The organism is Nocardia sp. NPDC049190 (assembly GCF_040648115.1).
In the GTDB taxonomy this organism is placed as follows: Bacteria; Actinomycetota; Actinomycetes; order Mycobacteriales; family Mycobacteriaceae; genus Nocardia.
In genome coordinates this window covers 311,854-331,534 of sequence record NZ_JBEZDE010000002.1, presented here as the reverse complement: position 1 = coordinate 331,534, position 19,681 = coordinate 311,854, and the positions used below count along the sequence as shown (strand labels likewise).

Below are 19,681 nucleotides of genomic sequence, written 5' to 3'. Positions count from 1 at the left end.
CCGACGCCCGGGTGCACCCGCGACGACTCCGCCAAGACCCGCGAGCTGCGCACCGGGCCCGGCCTGACCGGGGCCATCGCCCGCAAAAGCGTTTCCGCGCCGATCCAGCCCGGCATGCGATGGGTCGTCGTGCGCACGAACTCGTGGATGAACGAATTCGGCAAGTTCCGCCGCTGCACCGACCGCGACGGCGGCATCATCGACCTTTACGTTTACCTCGCCGCCGCCGCCATCATCACCGTGCGTCAACTCATCCAGCGTGCCTGCACCATCTACCGCTGGCCCACACGCCCGACCACACGCCGCCTCACATGATCCAAATGCCGGATCCTCTTACTTGGTCTGCCCTGTAGTAGCTTCGAAACCGAAAATCATGTCTGAGGGCGGAGTCGGTGCGCGGTTGACGGACACGGTTCGAATTCTCGACCACATCATCGAACGGCTGGCCACCGCGACCAAGCAGATTGGGTGGGGCCTACACCATGCCCTCACGTCGAACAAGCGCAAAATCTCCGGTGCGGCAACGGAGTTCAAGGGAGTCGACGCGGCCGGTGAACGATTGTTCGATCACAGGGAATCTGGCGGGGATTCGGCGGGCAAGCCCCGGCCCGCCGTCCCCGCAGAGCACCGCGAGCCCGACAGTTTCGGCCATCGCGAGCCGGATGACTCGATGCACCACGAACCCGGCCATGCCCGTGTCGACACCGGTGGCAGTTTGGATAAGCTCTTTGCCGACGCCCGCCGCGGCCGGCGACCACAGGAATCGGACCTGTCGTTCGCCCGAATCGCCGACGAGGTCTACCGTCCGCCGGCCCGCGACGGCGATCATGTCGTGATCGACGGTTTCCGGCGTGTCACCCCGAATGAGCTGCCCGCCGGGATAGGTGCGGAACTCGACAACCCCAAATCCGGCTTCACGTCCGCCGTCTACCGGCGTGACAACGCCGACGGCAGCCAGGATACGGTGCTTGCCTTCGCGGGCACCGCCGAGCGTAATTGGCGCGATATCTGGCGCGATGTGCAGACAAATATCACCCAAGGCATGGGTCTACGGGAACCGCAATATGAGCAGGCGGTCCGGCTTGCGAAACTGATGAAGGTGCACTCCGGCGGAAACCTTGCGGTGACCGGACATTCGCTCGGCGGCGGACTCGCCGATTTGGCCGCGCTGACCTCCGACGTGCCCGCGGTGACGTTCAATGCGGCCGGTCTCGCCGACCAGACCCTGGAACGATTCGGATTGGATCCGGCCGCGGCGCGCGCGTATGCCGATGGCGGCCTCATTCGCAGCTACGTCGTCGACGGCGAACCGGTCACAGCGTTCCATGACGACCTATCCAGACGGCGGTCCCTGATCGGCGGCGTCTTGGGCGGTGTCATGGGTTCCCCGGCGGGCGGCGCGACGGGTTGGGCGGTCGGACGGATGTTGGGGCCGTCTCGTGCCGGCTTGGGGGGACTATTGGGTGCCGGGCTGGCCGGGGTGACGACCGGGACGGCGGTCGCGCAGGGGATTGGCCGGGCGCGTCCCTCGCTCGGGTGCCGGATCGTGCTACCTGATCCGGCACCCCCGACGAATCCCGGCCTACGTACTCGCCTCGGTCACAGAATTGACCTGCACAGAATGAACGCGGTCATCGATTCTCTGGACCGGTCTCGCCCGTGGACCGCCCCGAACAGCGATCCCGGCAACTATGGACTGATGGCGTGATGCGGTGTCGGCGCAGAAGGAAGGTTCATCCAATGGCGGATTTCCCCGATTCGGCGGTCGGACGCGTCGCAGACGCGATCGCTCGCGACAGCCGCGTCGAGGTGGCGAGCCTGCTGCGCGAGGGCGCCGATCCCGGTGCGGTCGGCTCGGATGGCGCCAGCCTGCTCGAATGGGCCATATACCACCGGAGTCGGGGTTCGTTCGAGGTGCTCCTCGATGCCGGTGCCGACGTGCGGCACACCGATCACGCCGGCGACACTGTAATGCACTATGCCGCGATCGCTGACGACAGTGGGTATCTGACCGAACTCATCACCCGCGGCGCCGAGGTGGACATCGTCAATCGGAGAAACGGTCACACGCCCCTCATGGACGCGGTCATGCACCGACGGCATGCGAACATCCGCCTGCTGCTGGCGGCGGGAGTCGACCCGGACCGCACCGATCACGTCGGCGATACGCCCCTACACATGGCCGGTGAGATCAACGACTACCGCACCATCATGGACCTGCTCGACGCAGGTGCCGATCCGACCCTGAACAACCGGCAGGGCGCAACGTTCCAACGCTATATCTTCATGACCTCGGCGATGCTGCTGACCGAGCACGCCCGCGCCGAGCGCGACCAAATCATCGGCTGGCTGCGCGAGCACGACATTCCCGTGGAGTCACCGTGACCACCTGCGGCCGCAACAACCGCGCGGTTCAAGACACAATGCCGTCACTCCTGGTCGGGAAGAAATTGTCGGTTGCGCCAGTAGTCGAGAAGAGAAAGGTGATCTACGCCATAGCAGTTCGCGGGCCGAGTCGCCTCGATTTCGTTCACAGGGGGCCGTTTTGGCAGATGCGGACCGGTCCGGGTACACTGACCACCAGTTATCGACCAGTTCGATCGCTACCCAATCCGTTCTACCGAAGACCGTTGGTCGCCGTTCCCGCATGGGTTCGGTCGAAGGTCCGGCGACATTGCCGGCGGCCCACGCAGGCAGATCCGAGGCTGGGAATTGACCGGGGCAAGCCCCCGATCGGTTTTCTTTTGCGCCCCGGGACGCCTTGCGTCCGGGGCGTTTGTTTTGTCGCCGGCCACTGATCGGTAGTTCGCGTATACGAACCGACCATCAGAGAGGAGGCGAAGTATGGCAAAACCCGAGAAGATCACCGCGGTCGAGGAGATCGCGGAGCAGTTCAAGAGCTCGACGGCCACCGTCGTCACGGAATACCGTGGCCTGTCGGTCGGCAAGCTCACCGAGCTGCGGCGCGCGCTCGGCGCCGACGCCACGTACTCCGTCGCCAAGAACACCCTGGTCAAGCGTGCCGCCGCCGAGGCGGGCGTGGAAGGCCTCGACGACCTGTTCGTCGGACCGACCGCGATCACCTTCATTTCGGGTGAGCCGGTCAACGCGGCCAAGGCCCTGAAGACCTTCGCGAAGGACAACAAGGCGCTCATCATCAAGGGCGGCTACATGGACGGCGCTCCGCTGTCCGTGTCCGAGGTCGAGCGGATCGCCGACCTGGAAACCCGCGAGGTCCTGCTGGCCAAACTGGCCGGTGCGCTCAAAGGCAACCTCAGCAAGGCCGCCGGTCTGTTCAACGCTCCCGCCTCGCAGGTGGCCCGCTTGGCCGCCGCGCTGCAGGAGAAGAAGCAGGCTGAAGAAGGCGCGACGGCCGCCGAGTAATACCCGTGCGGGTGACTCGCCAGTGGCTCGCCCTCATAGACATCAACTACCGAAAGGAAAACAACAATGGCCAACGTTGACGAACTGCTCGAGACCTTCGGCAACATGACTCTGCTCGAGCTGTCGGACTTCGTGAAGAAGTTCGAGGAGAAGTTCGAGGTCACCGCGGCTGCTCCGGTCGCCGTCGCCGCTGTTGGTGGCGCCGCCGCTCCGGCTGAGGCCGCTGAGGAGCAGGACGAGTTCGACGTCGTCCTCGAGGGCGCCGGCGACAAGAAGATCCAGGTCATCAAGGTGGTCCGCGAGATCGTCTCCGGTCTGGGCCTGAAGGAAGCCAAGGACCTCGTCGAGAGCGCCCCGAAGCCGATCCTGGAGAAGGTTGCCAAGGAGGCCGCCGAGGCCGCCAAGGCGAAGCTGGAAGAGGCCGGCGCCAAGGTCTCGGTCAAGTAATTCCCGACCGAAACGCGCAAACGGGCGGTTCCCTGCGAAAGGGAGCCGCCCGTTTGCTCTTTCCGGCAACGTGGGCGGAATGGTGAATATCGAGAAGATTGCGGGGTTACTCTTCAGTCAGGTTGGCGTGTGCCCCGTCTCGCCGATGGGTTAGAGTGACCGAACCCACTGTGACGTGACGCATCGCGATGATCGGGCACGGGTGCGCCCGTGGGCAGCTCGCTGAGAAATGTGGAGGTTGGCGTGGGCGTCGAGGTCAGGACCGAAAGTGTCACCAAGTCCTTCGGTTCGCAGCGAATTTGGCAGGACGTTTCGCTGACATTGCCTTCCGGCGAGGTCAGCGCCCTGCTCGGCCCGTCGGGTACCGGTAAGTCGGTATTTCTGAAGTCGCTGATCGGCCTGCTGCGCCCGGAGCGCGGTTCGATCTTTATCGACGGCACCGATATCACGACCTGCTCCAACAAGGAGCTCTACGAAATTCGCAAGTTGTTCGGCGTGCTGTTCCAGGACGGCGCGTTGTTCGGGTCGATGAATCTGTTCGACAATGTCGCCTTCCCGCTTCGTGAGCACACGAAGAAGGGCGAGGGCGAGATCCGCAAGATCGTGATGGAGAAACTGGAGCTGACCGGTCTACTCGGAGCCGAGAACAAGCTGCCCGGCGAGATTTCCGGTGGTATGCGCAAGCGCGCCGGATTGGCTCGCGCCCTGGTGCTCGATCCGCAGATCATCCTGGTCGACGAGCCCGACTCGGGCCTCGACCCGGTGCGCACCTCCTACCTGAGCCAGCTGCTCATCGATATCAACGCCCAGATCGACGCCACGATCCTTATCGTCACGCACAACATCAACCTGGCCCGGACGGTGCCGGACAACATCGGCATGCTGTTCCGTCGCCAGTTGGTGATGTTCGGTCCGCGTGAGGTGCTGCTCACCTCGGAAGAACCGGTGGTCAAGCAGTTCCTCAACGGCCGCATGATCGGGCCGATCGGCATGTCCGAGGAGAAGGACGAGGCGCAGATGGCGCGCGAGCAGGCCCTGGTGGACGCCGGTCACCACCACGGTGGCGCCGAGGAGGTCGAAGGGATCATCCCGCAGATGCGCGCGACTCCGGGTATGCCGGTGCGGCAGGGCGTCATCCGCCGGAAGGAACGTGTTCGCGGGATCATGCACACGCTGCCGCCCGCCGCACAAGATGCGATTCGTGAATCACTTGCGGAGAACGACGACACCCAGGTAATGGCGTACAACGACCGCGACCTGGCAAAACATCACGGCGGCGGTTACGACACTAGCCTGCGACACAACACAACCAGCGGGTAACATATCCGATCGTGACTTCCTCCCCGGCGCGATTACGAGCTCCTCTGGAGTCGGGGTTTGCCCAGGCCGGCAACATCTTCGCGCTCTTCATCGACGTGATGCGCAAGACGTTCCGACGCCCGTTCGAGTGGCGGGAGTTCATCGAGCAGTCGTGGTTCATCGCCAGTGTCTCCATCCTGCCCAGCGCGCTGGTCGCGATTCCCTTCGGCGCGGTCGTCGCACTGCAGACCGGCTCGCTCATCAAGCAGCTCGGTGCGGAATCTTTCAGCGGCGCAACCAGTGTTCTCGCCACCGTCCAGCAGGCGGCTCCGGTGGTCACGGCACTGATCATCGCGGGCGCCGCCGGTTCGGCAGTGGCCGCCGATCTGGGCTCACGGACCATCCGTGAGGAGATCGACGCGCTGGAAGTGCTCGGTGTCGACCCGGTGCGAAAGCTGGTGGTACCGCGCGTGATCGGCATGATGCTGGTCGCGTTGCTGCTCAATGGCCTGGTGTCGGTCGTCGGCATCGCGGGCGGGTACTTCTTCAACGTGCTGCTGCAGGGCGGAACCCCTGGCGCCTATCTGGCCTCCTTCTCCGCCCTCGCCCAACTGCCGGACCTGTGGATCGGCGAGATCAAGGCGGCGGTGTTCGGCCTGCTCGCCGGCGTGATCGCCGCGTACAAGGGGTTGCATCCCAAAGGGGGTCCGAAAGGAGTCGGTGACGCGGTGAACCAATCCGTGGTGATCACGTTCTTGGTGCTGTTCTTCGTGAACCTCGTCCTGACCCTGGTGTATCTGCAGGTCGTCCCGGCAAAGGGCGCTTGATCCGATGGCCACCTCGTATCGAACCCCGGTCGCCAGATCAGTACGCCGGGTGGGGGACGCGCTACGCGCACCGCTGAACATCGTCGATCGCGCGGGCGATCAGATGTCGTTCTACTCGCGCACGATCGCTTGGATTCCGCGCACCGCCGTGCATTACCGCAAGGAAGTCATGCGGCTGCTCGCCGAGGTCACCTTCGGTACGGGTGCGCTCGCGGTGATCGGCGGCACCATCGGTGTCATCGTGTTCATGTCCGGCTCGGTCGGTGTCGTTGTCGGACTGCAGGGCTTCAAGGCCCTCGACGCACTGGGCAGTTCGGTGCTCACCGGCTTCCTCACCGCGTATATCAACACCCGTGAGATCGCGCCGCTGGTCGCCGCGCTCGCACTCTCGGCGACGGTCGGCTGTGGGTTCACCGCGCAGCTCGGCGCGATGCGGATTTCCGAGGAGATCGATGCGCTCGAGGTGATGGCGGTGCCTGGCGTGCCGTTTCTGGTCACCACGCGGGTGATTGCCGGATTCCTCGCGGTGATCCCGCTGTATGTCGTCGGCCTGCTCGGCACATTCTTGGCGTCCCGGATGGTCAGCATCTGGTTCAACGGACAATCCAGCGGGTCCTATGACCACTATTTCAGCCTGTTCCTGCCACCGGAGGACGTGCTGTATTCCTTCCTCAAGGTGCTGGTCTTCGCCTTCGTAATCATCATGGTGCATTGCTACTACGGTTTTCACGCCACCGGTGGCCCGGCCGGCGTCGGCGTCGCGGTCGGTCGCGCGGTCCGCGCCGCGATTGTGCTGGTGAACGTGCTCGACTTCTTTCTCAGTCTCGCGATCTGGGGCACCACGACCACGGTGCGGGTCGCCGGATGAGCGGCAGGGTGCAGGCCTGGCGTTCCACCGAGAAACTGCGGGTGCGGGTCCTGGGGATCGTGTTCTTCCTCGTGGTCGGGTTGTTCCTGTGGACGACGATCGCGATCTACAACAAGCAATTCGTGCGGACCGTCGATGTCGATCTGGTGACCGACAGTGTCGGCAACTCGCTGACTCGCAACGCGGACGTGAAGGTGCGCGGGATCCCGGTCGGCGAGGTGCGCTCCAGCCGCTCGGAGAGTGGCAAGGTGACACTGAGGCTGGCCATCGATCCGGACAAGGCGAACCAGATTCCGGTGAACGCGACCGCGCGGCTGCTGCCCAAGACGCTGTTCGGTGAGCGCTACGTTGCCCTGATGATTCCCGAGGACCGCAGTGCGCAGCACGTGACCGACGGTGTCACGCTGCATCAGGACGTCAGCGGAAACGCGATCGAGGTGAGCAAGCTGCTCGATGATGTGCTCCCGCTGCTGCAGGCGATTCCGCCGCAGGACCTCGCCGCCACCCTGGGGGCGCTGTCCCAGGCGCTGGCCGGACGGGGCTTCGAACTGGGTGCGAGCGTGGACAAGCTGGACAACATCTTCCGCCAGGTCAATGGCGTGTTGCCGGACCTGCGGGCGGATCTGCGCAGCTTCGCCCAGGTGGCCGACACCTACTCCGACGCCGCGCCGCAACTGATCCAGGCGCTGGACAACCTGCGCACCACCAACGCGACGATCGTGCAGCGACGTACCGATATCGATGCGCTCTACGCGACGCTGGCGCCGGCCTCGTTGAGCACCGCCGACTTCTTGATCGCCAACCGCGACAACATCATCGACTTGGCCGCCGACTCGCGCCCCGCGCTGGAACAGCTGGCCTACTACTCGCCGAACTACGCCTGTTCGCTGGCGAACTTCGCGAACATGAAGCCGCGCATCGACCAACTCTTCGGCAAGGGCACCGACCGACCCGGCTCGCGGGTGACACTCGAGCTGACCAACACGCGGGGCAGGTATCTCCCCAATCAGGACGAGCCGCGCTGGCTGGACACCCGCGGTCCGTGGTGCATCCCCGAGATGCCCGTCAACGTCGACCCCGGCCAGTACACCGGCGGGCCGAACAACGACGGCTCCTACGCTGTGCCCAGCCGCAACCCGGGCGACCAGGTGACCGGCAAGCTGCGACCACCGCAATTCGGCGTCTACCCGGCGAACACCGTGCCGACGATCGCCGGATCGCCGATGGAGCAGCAATCCCTCGGCGCGATCTACGGTGCGGCCAACGGCGTCGCGCCTGAGCAGGTGCCGGGTTGGGTGACCAGGGCAGGCGCGCCCGCATTCCGCGGGAGCGAGGTGAGTGTTCGATGAAGCAGTCCTTGCGCGGCCTGGGTGGGCCGCTGTCCAAGCTGATCGTCTTCATCGTCGTGACGTTGTTCGCGACCACCGTCCTCGCTTTGTCGATCGCCAACTACAGCGGCCGTGGAACGGGTTTCATGGCCCGGTTCACCGACGTCACCTCGCTCAACCCGGGTGACGAGGTGCGCATCGCCGGGGTCCGGGTCGGCAAGGTCACCGACGTATCGATCGTCGACAAACGCCTGGCCGAGGTGAAATTCGATCTCACCGACCGGAGCTGGCTCCCCGCCTCGACCACGGCCACCATCAAGTACCGCAACCTGGTCGGCCAGCGCTACATCGCGTTGGAACAGGGCACCGGGGAGCCGGGCCGCAAGCTGAACGAGGGCGGCACCATCCCGGTGGAGCACACCAGGCCCGCGCTGAACCTCACCACGCTGTTCAACGGCTTTCGCCCGCTGTTCCGCACGCTGACCGCCGACGACGTGAACCGGCTGTCCTTCGAGATCATCCAGGTCTTCCAGGGTGAACAGGGCACGATCCACGACTTGGTCGCGAGCACCGCGAATCTGACCAACAAGATTGCGGACAAGGACGCGGTGATCGGTGAGTTGACCCGCAACCTGACCGCGGTGCTGGACACGATCAACGCGCGCGACGACCAGTTCGACCAGCTCATCGTGAACACCGAGGCGCTGATCAGCGGCCTGTCCGCCGAGCGCGACACGATCGGGCGCTCGGTGACTTCGCTCGCCGATCTGACCGCGGCCACCTCCGACCTGCTCGTGCCGGTCCGGCCGACGCTGCAAGGGTCGATCGCGGGTCTGAGCCAGCTCACCGGCACCCTCGACGACCGCCGAGACGAAGTGAACGAAGCGCTGCGGAATCTCCCGATCAAGATGGAAAAGCTCGGTCGCGTCGGTAGTTACGGCTCGTGGTTCCAGTTCTATCTGTGCGGCATCGACATCGTCGTCGGCCCGGGTGCGGTCGACGCGCCGCAACTCAACCTGCCTGCCGGACTGCCGACGGTCAACCAGCCGCTATACACCAACGCCGCGCCGCGCTGCCACGGGAAGGCTCGCTGATGGACGACCGCATCCTGCTCGGCAAGCGCCACCCGGCGTTCTTGGGCGCGCTCGGCCTGGCCATGGTGCTGTTGGTGACGGTGTCGGCGTTCTTCTTCGACCGGCTGCCGATCATCGGCGCGGGGACCAAATACACCGCCGAGTTCTCCGAAGCGGCGGGCCTCAAGAAGGGCAACGAGGTCCGCGTCGCCGGCGTCAAGGTCGGCTCGGTCTCCGATGTCCGCCTCGATGGTGATCGGGTGCTCGTGGACTTCCGCACCAAGGACGCCTGGATCGGCAATGAGACCACCGCGTCCATCCAGATCAAGACGCTGCTCGGGCAGAAGTATCTCGCGCTGGATCCCAGAGGGTCGGCATCCGCCGATCCACATGACCGGATTCCGTTGTCTCGCACGGTGTCTCCGTACGACGTGGTGGACGCGTTCACCGACGCCGCGCGCAACATCGACCAGATCGACACCGCGCAGCTGGCCACCAGCATGCGCGTGCTGTCCGAAGCGTTCGCGACCACACCGCCGCAGATCCGCGGCTCCATCGACGGTGTCGCCCGGCTGTCGGAGACCCTGGCCAAGCGGGATGAGGAGCTGAAGAAGCTGTTCGCCGCGACCAGACAGACCACCCAGATCCTCGCCGACCGAAATGCCGAGTTCGAGCGGCTACTCGCCTCGGGCGGTCAGTTGCTCGCCGAGCTGAACATTCGACAGCAGTCCATCGCCAAGTTGCTGTCCGGCGCCCGAACGGTGTCGGCCGAACTGAGCGCGCTGGTGCACGACAACGAAGAGCAGATCGGACCGGCACTGCGGAACCTGCGCGCCTCCATCGACCTGCTCAATGCCAACCAGCGGAACATTTCCAAGACACTGGAGTTGGCGGCGCCCTTCTACGGTCTCTACGCGAACGTGCTCGGCACCGGCCGCTGGTTCGACGCGGTGATCGTCAACCTGTTGCCGCCCGCGTTGCCGGAGATTCCGGGCTACCGTCCGCCGGTGCGCACGCTGGGAGGTAACTGACGTGGCGTACACCTGGCGCAGAGATCTCATCGTCGCGGTGAAGTCCGCCAGCCGCGGCGCCATGGCGGGTGTCGCGCTGGTTTCGGTCGTGGCGGTGCTGGTGGCCGGGGTGCTGTGGTGGCAATACGACCGGCTGGCCACTACGAAGATCACCGCCTACTTCGATCGTTCGGTCGGTATCTACGAGGGCTCGGACGTTCGGATCCTCGGTGTGCCGGTCGGCTCGGTGGATTCGGTGCAGCCGCAGGGGGATCAGGTCAAGATCGTCATGAGCGTGGACCGTAAGTACGACATCCCCGCGAATGCCCGGGCCGCGCAGATCACGCCCTCGATCGTGTCGGACCGCTATATCCAGCTGACCCCGGTCTACATCGAAGGCCCGAAGATGGCCCGCACCGCGACCATTCCGCGCGACCGTACGGTGACGCCGGTCGAGGTCGACCAGCTGTACAAGAGCATCACCGAGTTGTCGGACGCGTTGGGCCCCAATGGAGCCAACGCCCAGGGAGCGGTGAACGAGCTGGTGCGGACCGGCGCGGCAAATCTGGCGGGCAACGGCCAAGCGCTGGCCGACAGTCTCACCCAGCTGTCCAGAGCGACGCGGTACCTGTCCGACGCGCGCGGCGACATCTTCGACACGATCAAGAACCTGCAGGCCTTCATCACCATGCTCGCCCAGAACGACCAGCAGGTGCGGCAGTTCAATGGACAGCTCGCCGACCTGTCGACCTTCCTGGCCGATGAACGGGAGAACCTCGGCGCCGCGCTGAATCTCTTGTCGGTCGCGCTCGGCGACGTGGCGCGGTTCATCGACGAGAACCGGGAACTGGTTGCCAGCAATGCCGAAGGGCTGGTCACGCTCACCAAGACACTGGCCGATCAGCGCGACGACCTGGCCGCCGCGCTGCCGGTGCTCCCGCTGGCATTGAGCAACCTGATCAATATTCACAACGCCGAATCAGGCACCCTCGACATCCGAACCAACCTCACCGATCTGCAGGATCCGTTCGGCGTCGCGTGCAGGCTGCTCGATCTGTCCAAGCTGATGCCGGGTGATCCCGAGTTCGAGGCGCTCGGCAGGCAGATGCGGCCGTTGCTGGAGCACTGCAAGGAGATCACCGATCAGATCACCGCCGGTGTACAGACCCCGACGCTGATCCTGCCGTTCGGCATTCTCAGCGGCGAGAACCAGCAGCGCGCTCCGGTCCCCGGCACGGTGCCGGGCACCCCGTCGGATCAGCTTCCGCCGTCGCAGGGAGGTGGCCGATGACCGCCCGAATCCGTTCTGCCGCACACGGTCTCGGTGCCGCGATGGTGCTGGGCCTGTCTGCCGCGCTGGTCACCTCGTGCGCCGCGGACGGTATCTACAGCATCCCGCTTCCGGGCGGCGCCGACGTCGGTGACCATCCGATACACATCGATATCCAATTCGACGACGTGCTCGATCTGGTGCCACAGTCCGCGGTCAAGGTCGAAGGCGTACCGGTGGGCCGGATCGAGGAGATCACCATAGGCAAGGACCAGTGGACGGCCACCGTGCGTGCCGTGGTGAACGCGTCGGTGGACCTGCCCGCGAATGCGCATGCCGAGGTCAGACAGTCGAATCTGCTCGGCGAGAAGTTCATCGAGCTGTCCGGGCCCGCCACGGACCCCGACTCGGCCAAGCTCGGCAACGGCTCGGTGATTCCGGTTGACCGCACCAGGCACGCCACCGAGGTCGAGCAGGTGCTCGGTGCGCTGTCGCTGCTGCTCAACGGCGGCGGTATCGCGCAATTGCAGCCGATCGTCACCGAACTGAACAATACTTTCGGCGGCCGCGAGGACCGGGTGCGCTCGCTGCTCGAGCAGGCGAACACACTGATCGACGGACTGAACAAACAGGTCGACGACATCACGCGAGCCTTGGACGGCCTCGATGTGCTCAGTAACAGAGTGAGCAGGCAGACCGAGCAGATCGGCAAGATCCTCGACGAGCTGCCGCAGGGCATCGCGATCCTCGCCGAACAGCGGCCGCAGCTGGTCGGCCTGCTCGCTCAGCTGGACCGGCTCGGGCAGGCCGGCTTGGACGTGCTGAACACCTCGAAGGACGACCTGATCCGCGACCTCACTTCGCTGCGTCCGACGCTACAGGAACTCGGCCGCTCAGCACCGGACCTGGTGACCGCGTTACCGCTGATCCCGACCTACCCGTTCCCCGACTCCGCGCTGGAGAGCACCTTCGGCGGACAGGTCAACACCTGGCTGTCGGTGGATTTGCAGATCGGCGCCACCTTGAGCAATCTCGGTGTGGGAAAACCGGATCCGGTGTACATTCCGCCGATCGGCCCGCCGGTGCCGGTGAATCCGGCCAACCCGTACTACAACGGCAACGGCCCGCGGCCGGGCTGGCCCACAGTGTCGATTCTGCCGCTGCCGCCGCTGATGGCCCCGTTACCCGCGCTCGGCGTACCGCCGAACCCGGTCGATGCGATCCTCGAGCAGCTCGGGGTCGGCGGCGGAACGCATCAGGAAACGGAGGGTGGTCCCCGATGACACGTCTGGTCAGGGGGCAACTGATCGCATTCGCGGTGATCGCGGTGCTCGGGGTGGTGTTCGTCGGCGCCAAATACATCCGGCTCGACCACATGTTCGGGTTCGGCGAATACACGGTGCATGTGCGGGCGGCGCAGACCGGCGGTCTCTACAAGGGCGCCGAGGTGACCTACCGCGGTGTTCCGGTCGGCCGGGTCGGTGAGCTAGAGCTCACCGACGACGGTGTGGTGCTGAACCTCGCTATCGACACCGGTTCACCGGCTATCCCGGCTTCGGCGAAAGCTGTGGTCGCCAACCGGTCCGCGATCGGCGAGCAGTACGTCGACCTGCAACCCGACTCGAGCGAGGGCCCTTACCTGCGGGATAACTCGGTGATCACCTCGGCGACCCTGCCGGTGCCGGTCGAGCAGCTGATCGCGAGTGTGGACGGTTTCACCCGATCGGTGGATCTGAGCGCGCTCAACACCACCGTTCGCGAACTCGGCCGGGCGCTCGACGGTAAAGGCGATGACCTGCAAGTGTTGGTCGACTCGCTGAACAAATTCACCGTGACGTTCGACGAGGCGCTGCCGCAGACGATCCAGCTGATCCGAGACAGCAGAGTCGCGCTCGGTACCCAGGCCGAGCAGTCCGACGCCATCCGCCGATTCAGCGACGGCCTGGACAAGCTCACCGCTCAACTGCGCTCCAGCGACCCGGACGTGCGCAGGCTGATCGGCACCGGGACCGACGCGGGTCTTCAGGTCGCCGCGCTGGTCCACGAAAGCGGCGGCGTGCTGACCGAGGACTTGGCCAATCTGCGGCTGGTGCTGCAGGCCATCTCGCCGAAGTTCTACGCGCTGCGACCGCTGCTGCAGATGCTTCCGCAGTTGTCCATCGGCGCCTCCTCCACCGCGCCCGGTGACGGTACCAGCCACTTCGGCGTGGTCCTGGAGACCAACAATCCGCCCGCCTGTACCGTGGGCTACGAGGGCACGTATCGAATTCTCGAGCAGATGAAGGCGCAGAACCCGGATTTCGACGACACGCGCGACGAATTCCCCTTCAACAAGGACGCGAAATGCCTCGTCCCGTTCGGTAACCCGACCGCAGTCCGCGGTGGTGAGCGTGCCGCTCTCGCCGATCCGAGCATCGTGCAGCCGTGGGACTCCAACCCCAAGACTGATCCGGACAAGCTGAACCTGAATCCGATCGCCGTACAGTTGGCCACCCTGCTGGGGGTCACGCCGAAGCGGTGACCAGGACCGACGACGTTAGGGTGTCTCGCGTGAGTGACTGGAACGAGCGAACCGTGGGCATGCGCCGCATGGGCGCGACGGAGCCGACCGACAGCCAGGCGCCGCGGTGAACCCGGATCTGCCCGAGCACGCCGACGCATCAGACACCGTGGCCTCGCCCGCTGATCCGGCCGACGCCGCCGCACCGGACGAGGATGTCGCCGGTGCGGCAGAGAGCGTCGCCGGCGCGCCGCAGCACTCCGGAGCAGCGTCGGCGTTCGGCGGATTCGCGCTGGTCGGCTCGGCCGCGCTGCTGGTGGTGGCCGTGATCGCCGCCGCGTGGTTCGGCACCGGCTGGGTTCGGACCGCGATGACCGACGGCCCGCGCGCCGATGCCCGTGACAACGCTCTGGACGCCGCCCGCCAGGCCGCACTGAATATGACCTCGATGAACCTCGACGACGTGCCCGGCTCGCTGGCCGTGGCCAGGTCGTCGATGACCGGTGCGCTGCTGGACTCGGCGACCAAGAACAAGGACCAGGCCGAGAAGCTGGCCGCGCAAACCGGTGTCGGGATGTCGTCGAAGGTACTCGGCGCCGCGCTCACCGCGCTGAATACCGAGCAGGACAAGGCGTCGGCGCTGGTCGTCCTCCAGGTGACGGAGACCGGCAAGAACAAACCGCCTGCCGAATACCGATACACCTGGAGCGTCGACGTGGCCAAGGGCGGCGACATCTGGAAGGCCGAGCAGATCTCCTCGCTCAGCCAGCCGGTGCTGTTGAGCGGTGGACCCGGCCAACCGCCGCCCGCACCATCCGCGGACCAGGCGCCTGCCGCGCCGAAGCCGGGATCGTAGGAGGACAGCCCATGACGTCGCCTCGTCGACCGGTCAATCGAGTCACGTCCAAGCGCCGTGCCGGTGCCCAGCAACCATCACGTCCGGCAACACCACGTACCGAGCGCCGTATGACGACCCGCGCCCAGCCGCGGGTGGCGGGCGCTGCCCAGCCCGGTACGACACGCGATACCGAGCGCCCCGACCAGGCTCCCGTCCGGACGCGCCTACGCAAGCTTCTCGTCCCGAGCGGTATCCGGCCACCGGGTCGCACGCGGTGGGTCCTGATCGCCGGCTGTCTGCTCGCCGCCGTAATGCTCGGCCTTTTCGCAGTGGTCGCCGCCCAGCGTCCAGGTGTCGACACCTCGAACCTAGCCTTCGTGAACAACGAGGCCACCCAGGAGGTGCGGGCGGCCGCCGACAACGCGTTGCGGACCGTCTACGCCTACGACGTGAAGAAGATCGACAGCTATCGAGATACCGCCAAGCAGGTGCTCACCGGAAAGATGCTCGCCGACCTGGACAAGTATGCCGACACCACCATCTCGGCGGTCAAGCAGGCGCAGACCAGTGCCGACGCCGAGGCAGATCCCATCGCGGTGACTTTGCTCACGGATGACCGCGCCGAGCTGCTCGTCAATCTGGTGGTGAGCGCCACCAAGGACGGTGTCGCGCAGCAGAGCGTCGCGGGTCCCGTCGTCCTGCATATGCAAAAGGTGGACGGTCGCTGGCTGGCCAGCGACATAGTCGACCAGTAAGTCCGCCGTACAAGCGGGGATAGCGCAGCGCGCCAGGCGATCTCGTCTGTGTCTCGGACGCGCCTGCCACTTGACGAGTTTCGCGCAAACCGTCACGCTATTCACAACAGCGGCAGCTGTCACAGTGGCTTCCAGCGCACCGCGGCTCACGACGCAGCCAGCGAATTCGGCCCGGCGCGCCAGCCATGCGGACGTTCGCACGGGTGGTACTTTGACACTCCCGTGTACATGGGTGTAGGTTTGGACGTTGCGCTGGCTGCCTCCTGTCCATTCCTCGATTAGCACACGTGAGTTCCACCCTTCCGGTGTTACTTCCGTTGGTGCCTGTTCGAGTTTCGTTCGGGTTGTAACCAGCGGAATTCGTAGCAGACAAGCGACGGTCGCGGACCACCACGCGACGCGCGTGAGGTGCTGGAAGGACGCATCTTGGCAGTCTCCACCCAGACCAAGGCAGTTGCCGGAATCCCCGGAGCCCCATTGAGGGTGTCTTTCGCGAAGATCCGTGAACCCTTGGAGGTGCCCGGACTTCTCGATCTACAAACGGAATCGTTCGCCTGGTTGATCGGTTCACCGGATTGGCGTGAGCGTGCCGCCGCGCGCGGCGACGTCGGCCTAGTCGGGGGACTCGAGGAGGTACTCGAAGAACTCTCTCCGATCGAGGACTTCTCCGGCTCCATGTCCCTGTCCTTCTCCGACCCACGCTTCGAAGAGGTCAAGGCCTCGATCGACGAGTGCAAAGACAAGGACATGACCTACGCGGCGCCGCTGTTCGTCACCGCGGAGTTCATCAACAACAACACCGGTGAGATCAAGAGCCAGACGGTCTTCATGGGTGACTTCCCGATGATGACCGACAAGGGCACGTTCATCATCAACGGCACCGAGCGTGTCGTCGTCTCGCAGCTGGTCCGCTCGCCGGGGGTCTATTTCGACCACTCCGTCGACAAGGGCACGGAGAAGGACCTGCACAGCGTGCGCGTCATCCCGAGCCGCGGCGCGTGGCTGGAGTTCGACGTCGACAAGCGCGACACCGTGGGTGTGCGTATCGACCGCAAGCGTCGTCAGCCGGTCACCGTGCTGCTGAAGGCGCTCGGCTGGACCACCGAGGAGATCGTCGAGCGGTTCGGCTTCTCCGAGATCATGATGTCGACCCTGGAGAAGGACAACACCGCCGGTCAGGACGAGGCGCTGCTGGACATCTACCGCAAACTGCGTCCGGGCGAGCCGCCGACCAAGGAGTCCGCGCAGACCCTGCTGGAGAACCTGTTCTTCAAGGAGAAGCGCTACGATCTGGCGCGCGTAGGCCGCTACAAGATCAACAAGAAGCTGGGTATCCACCTCGGCGAGCAGATCACCGGTTCGGTGCTCACCAAGGAAGACATCGTCACCACGATCGAGTACCTGGTGCGCCTGCACTCGGGTGACCGTGCCATGACCGCCCCCGGCGGCGAGGAGGTCCCGGTCGAGATCGACGACATCGACCACTTCGGCAACCGTCGTCTGCGTACCGTCGGCGAGCTGATCCAGAATCAGATCCGGGTCGGCCTGTCCCGGATGGAGCGCGTGGTCCGCGAGCGGATGACCACCCAGGACGTCGAGGCGATCACGCCGCAGACCCTGATCAACATCCGCCCGGTCGTGGCCGCGATCAAGGAGTTCTTCGGAACCTCACAGCTCTCGCAGTTCATGGACCAGAACAACCCGCTGTCGGGTCTGACCCACAAGCGCCGCCTCTCGGCGCTGGGCCCGGGTGGTCTGTCGCGTGAGCGCGCCGGTCTGGAAGTTCGTGACGTCCACCCGTCGCACTACGGCCGGATGTGCCCGATCGAGACTCCGGAAGGCCCGAACATCGGCCTGATCGGTTCGCTGTCGGTGTACGCGCGGGTCAACCCGTTCGGTTTCATCGAGACCCCCTACCGCAAGGTGGTCGACGGCCGGGTGACCGACGAGGTCCGCTACCTGACCGCCGACGAGGAGGACCGGCACGTCCGGGCCCAGGCGAACTCGCCGGTCGATGCCGAGGGCCGCTTCCTCGAGGACCGCGTGCTGTGCCGTCGCGGTAACGAGGAGAACGAGCTCGTCGCGGCCGCCGAGGTCGATTACATGGATGTCTCGCCGCGCCAAATGGTGTCGGTCGCGACCGCCATGATCCCGTTCCTCGAGCACGACGACGCCAACCGCGCCCTGATGGGTGCGAACATGCAGCGTCAGGCCGTGCCGCTGATCCGTTCCGAGGCGCCGATCGTCGGCACCGGTATGGAGCTGCGCGCCGCGGTGGACGCGGGCGACGTCGTGGTGAACGAGAAGGCCGGTGTGGTCGAGGAGGTCTCCGCCGACTACGTCACCGTGATGGCCGACGACGGTACGCGCAAGAGCTACCGGATGCGCAAGTTCAACCGGTCGAACCAGGGCACCTGCTCCAACCAGCGCCCGATCGTGGACGAGGGCCAGCGGGTCGAGTACGGCCAGGTCCTGGCCGACGGGCCGTGCACCGAGAACGGTGAGATGGCGCTCGGCAAGAACCTGCTCGTGGCGATCATGCCGTGGGAAGGCCACAACTACGAGGACGCGATCATCCTGTCGCAGCGCCTCGTGGAAGAGGACGTTCTCACCTCGATCCACATCGAAGAGCACGAGATCGACGCCCGCGACACCAAGCTGGGCGCCGAGGAGATCACTCGGGATATCCCGAATGTCTCCGACGAGGTGCTCGCAGACCTGGACGAGCGCGGCATCGTTCGTATCGGCGCCGAGGTCCGGGATGGCGACATCCTGGTCGGCAAGGTCACCCCGAAGGGTGAGACCGAGCTGACCCCGGAGGAGCGGCTGCTGCGGGCGATCTTCGGTGAGAAGGCGCGCGAGGTGCGCGACACCTCGCTGAAGGTGCCGCACGGCGAGTCCGGCAAGGTCATCGGCATCCGGGTGTTCTCTCGCGATGACGACGACGATCTGCCCCCTGGCGTCAACGAGCTGGTGCGCGTCTACGTCGCGCAGAAGCGCAAGATCCAGGACGGCGACAAGCTCGCCGGCCGGCACGGCAACAAGGGTGTCATCGGCAAGATCCTCCCCACCGAGGACATGCCGTTCCTCCCGGACGGCACCCCGGTCGACATCATCCTGAACACCCACGGTGTGCCACGTCGTATGAACATCGGCCAGATCCTGGAGACCCACCTGGGCTGGATCGGCAAGGCCGGCTGGAAGGTCGATGTCGCCACCGACGGCGCCCGCCCCGACTGGGCCACGGCGCTGCCGGAGGAGATGCTGGGCGCCCCGGCCGACTCCAACATCGCGACGCCGGTCTTCGACGGCGCGCGCGAGGAGGAGCTGACCGGTCTGCTGAGTTCGACGCTGCCCAACCGCGACGGCGAGCGCATGGTCAACGACGACGGCAAGGCGACACTGTTCGACGGACGTTCGGGCGAGCCTTTCCCGTACCCCGTCGCGGTCGGCTACATGTACATCCTGAAGCTGCACCACCTGGTCGACGACAAGATCCACGCCCGTTCGACCGGTCCGTACTCGATGATCACCCAGCAGCCGTTGGGTGGTAAGGCGCAGTTCGGTGGTCAGCGTTTCGGTGAGATGGAGTGCTGGGCCATGCAGGCCTACGGTGCGGCGTACACGCTGCAGGAACTGCTGACCATCAAGTCCGACGATGTGGTCGGTCGCGTGAAGGTCTACGAGGCGATCGTCAAGGGCGAGAACATCCCGGAGCCGGGCATTCCGGAGTCGTTCAAGGTGTTGCTCAAGGAGCTGCAGTCGCTGTGCCTCAATGTCGAGGTGCTGTCGTCCGATGGCGCCGCGATCGAGATGCGTGACGGCGACGATGAGGATCTGGAACGCGCGGCGGCCAACCTGGGCATCAACCTGTCGAGGAACGAAGCGGCCACCGTCGACGATTTGGCGAACTAGGCGGTCGGCCGGATGCCGCTGCTCGCGCACGGCATCCGGCCTCCCGCGCTTGACAAGAGTGCTCGGCCGAGCAAGATCTCGGCGGATATAGGGAGTGCTCGGCCGAGTGAAACCTCGGCAGACACCTACTAGTGAACTTTTGCTCGAATTCGACCCGCACAGGGGAA

At 65.4% G+C, this 19,681-nt stretch carries 16 protein-coding genes and 1 pseudogene; all 17 read left to right on the top strand.

Annotated features, from left to right (window positions below):
- Window positions 1-60: 60 nt before the first annotated feature.
- A pseudogene (locus tag AB0B25_RS03375) lies at window positions 61-315 on the top strand (IS5/IS1182 family transposase); the annotation flags it as partial.
- 85 nt (window positions 316-400) lie between these two features.
- Complete coding sequence (locus AB0B25_RS03370; protein ID WP_357173975.1) at window positions 401-1,708, top strand: hypothetical protein; 1,308 nt, start codon at window positions 401-403, stop codon at window positions 1,706-1,708.
- A 32-nt stretch (window positions 1,709-1,740) separates the two neighbouring features.
- Window positions 1,741-2,385, top strand: coding sequence for an ankyrin repeat domain-containing protein (locus tag AB0B25_RS03365; RefSeq protein ID WP_357173972.1), 645 nt, complete (start codon window positions 1,741-1,743; stop codon window positions 2,383-2,385).
- Between the two features lie 459 nt (window positions 2,386-2,844).
- Window positions 2,845-3,384 carry a 50S ribosomal protein L10 gene (gene rplJ, locus AB0B25_RS03360; RefSeq protein WP_357173969.1) on the top strand — a complete coding sequence of 180 codons (540 nt, stop codon included), beginning with the start codon at window positions 2,845-2,847 and terminating at the stop codon, window positions 3,382-3,384.
- A gap of 66 nt (window positions 3,385-3,450) precedes the next feature.
- Window positions 3,451-3,831 (top strand): 50S ribosomal protein L7/L12, encoded by a 381-nt coding sequence (gene rplL / locus AB0B25_RS03355; RefSeq protein WP_043733084.1) that lies wholly within the window; start codon window positions 3,451-3,453, stop codon window positions 3,829-3,831.
- Window positions 3,832-4,074: 243 nt separating this feature from the next.
- The gene (locus AB0B25_RS03350; protein WP_357173966.1) at window positions 4,075-5,151 is read left to right on the top strand and encodes an ABC transporter ATP-binding protein; all 1,077 of its coding nucleotides are present in this window, start codon (window positions 4,075-4,077) and stop codon (window positions 5,149-5,151) included.
- A 98-nt stretch (window positions 5,152-5,249) separates the two neighbouring features.
- Complete coding sequence (locus tag AB0B25_RS03345) at window positions 5,250-5,957, top strand: ABC transporter permease (protein WP_357080431.1); 708 nt, start codon at window positions 5,250-5,252, stop codon at window positions 5,955-5,957.
- 4 nt (window positions 5,958-5,961) lie between these two features.
- Window positions 5,962-6,825, top strand: a complete 864-nt coding sequence (locus tag AB0B25_RS03340) for an ABC transporter permease (RefSeq protein WP_357173964.1) — start codon at window positions 5,962-5,964, stop codon at window positions 6,823-6,825.
- Window positions 6,822-8,174 carry an MCE family protein gene (locus AB0B25_RS03335; protein WP_357173961.1) on the top strand — a complete coding sequence of 451 codons (1,353 nt, stop codon included), beginning with the start codon at window positions 6,822-6,824 and terminating at the stop codon, window positions 8,172-8,174. The genes AB0B25_RS03340 and AB0B25_RS03335 overlap by 4 nt, the downstream gene beginning before the upstream one ends.
- The gene (locus AB0B25_RS03330) at window positions 8,171-9,247 is read left to right on the top strand and encodes an MCE family protein (RefSeq protein WP_357173958.1); all 1,077 of its coding nucleotides are present in this window, start codon (window positions 8,171-8,173) and stop codon (window positions 9,245-9,247) included. The genes AB0B25_RS03335 and AB0B25_RS03330 overlap by 4 nt, the downstream gene beginning before the upstream one ends.
- Entirely contained in the window at window positions 9,247-10,257 is a 1,011-nt protein-coding gene (locus AB0B25_RS03325) for an MCE family protein (RefSeq protein ID WP_357173955.1), read from the top strand. The genes AB0B25_RS03330 and AB0B25_RS03325 overlap by 1 nt, the downstream gene beginning before the upstream one ends.
- 61 nt (window positions 10,258-10,318) lie before the next feature.
- Window positions 10,319-11,527, top strand: coding sequence for an MCE family protein (locus AB0B25_RS03320; RefSeq protein ID WP_357174163.1), 1,209 nt, complete (start codon window positions 10,319-10,321; stop codon window positions 11,525-11,527).
- 41 nt (window positions 11,528-11,568) lie between these two features.
- Window positions 11,569-12,789, top strand: a complete 1,221-nt coding sequence (locus AB0B25_RS03315; protein ID WP_357174160.1) for an MCE family protein — start codon at window positions 11,569-11,571, stop codon at window positions 12,787-12,789.
- Entirely contained in the window at window positions 12,786-14,027 is a 1,242-nt protein-coding gene (locus AB0B25_RS03310) for an MlaD family protein (protein WP_357173953.1), read from the top strand. Before AB0B25_RS03315 ends, AB0B25_RS03310 begins: the two co-directional genes overlap by 4 nt.
- 106 nt (window positions 14,028-14,133) lie before the next feature.
- Window positions 14,134-14,862: a hypothetical protein gene (locus tag AB0B25_RS03305; protein ID WP_357173950.1), complete on the top strand. Its 729-nt coding sequence runs from the start codon at window positions 14,134-14,136 to the stop codon at window positions 14,860-14,862.
- A gap of 110 nt (window positions 14,863-14,972) precedes the next feature.
- Window positions 14,973-15,599: a hypothetical protein gene (locus tag AB0B25_RS03300; RefSeq protein WP_357173947.1), complete on the top strand. Its 627-nt coding sequence runs from the start codon at window positions 14,973-14,975 to the stop codon at window positions 15,597-15,599.
- A 408-nt stretch (window positions 15,600-16,007) separates the two neighbouring features.
- Window positions 16,008-19,514, top strand: coding sequence for a DNA-directed RNA polymerase subunit beta (gene rpoB / locus AB0B25_RS03295; protein WP_357173944.1), 3,507 nt, complete (start codon window positions 16,008-16,010; stop codon window positions 19,512-19,514).
- Window positions 19,515-19,681 lie beyond the last annotated feature (167 nt).

Excerpts from the sequence above, each read along its gene's own strand:
- AB0B25_RS03365 (WP_357173972.1), top strand. The coding sequence starts at position 1,741 with ATGGCGGATTTCCCCGATTCGGCGGTCGGACGCGTCGCAGACGCGATC.
- rplJ (WP_357173969.1), top strand. The coding sequence starts at position 2,845 with ATGGCAAAACCCGAGAAGATCACCGCGGTCGAGGAGATCGCGGAGCAG.
- rplL (WP_043733084.1), top strand. The coding sequence starts at position 3,451 with ATGGCCAACGTTGACGAACTGCTCGAGACCTTCGGCAACATGACTCTG.
- AB0B25_RS03345 (WP_357080431.1), top strand. The coding sequence starts at position 5,250 with ATGCGCAAGACGTTCCGACGCCCGTTCGAGTGGCGGGAGTTCATCGAG.
- AB0B25_RS03340 (WP_357173964.1), top strand. The coding sequence starts at position 5,962 with ATGGCCACCTCGTATCGAACCCCGGTCGCCAGATCAGTACGCCGGGTG.
- AB0B25_RS03335 (WP_357173961.1), top strand. The coding sequence starts at position 6,822 with ATGAGCGGCAGGGTGCAGGCCTGGCGTTCCACCGAGAAACTGCGGGTG.
- AB0B25_RS03330 (WP_357173958.1), top strand. The coding sequence starts at position 8,171 with ATGAAGCAGTCCTTGCGCGGCCTGGGTGGGCCGCTGTCCAAGCTGATC.
- AB0B25_RS03325 (WP_357173955.1), top strand. The coding sequence starts at position 9,247 with ATGGACGACCGCATCCTGCTCGGCAAGCGCCACCCGGCGTTCTTGGGC.
- AB0B25_RS03320 (WP_357174163.1), top strand. The coding sequence starts at position 10,319 with ATGGCGGGTGTCGCGCTGGTTTCGGTCGTGGCGGTGCTGGTGGCCGGG.
- AB0B25_RS03315 (WP_357174160.1), top strand. The coding sequence starts at position 11,569 with ATGGTGCTGGGCCTGTCTGCCGCGCTGGTCACCTCGTGCGCCGCGGAC.
- AB0B25_RS03310 (WP_357173953.1), top strand. The coding sequence starts at position 12,786 with ATGACACGTCTGGTCAGGGGGCAACTGATCGCATTCGCGGTGATCGCG.
- AB0B25_RS03300 (WP_357173947.1), top strand. The coding sequence starts at position 14,973 with ATGACGACCCGCGCCCAGCCGCGGGTGGCGGGCGCTGCCCAGCCCGGT.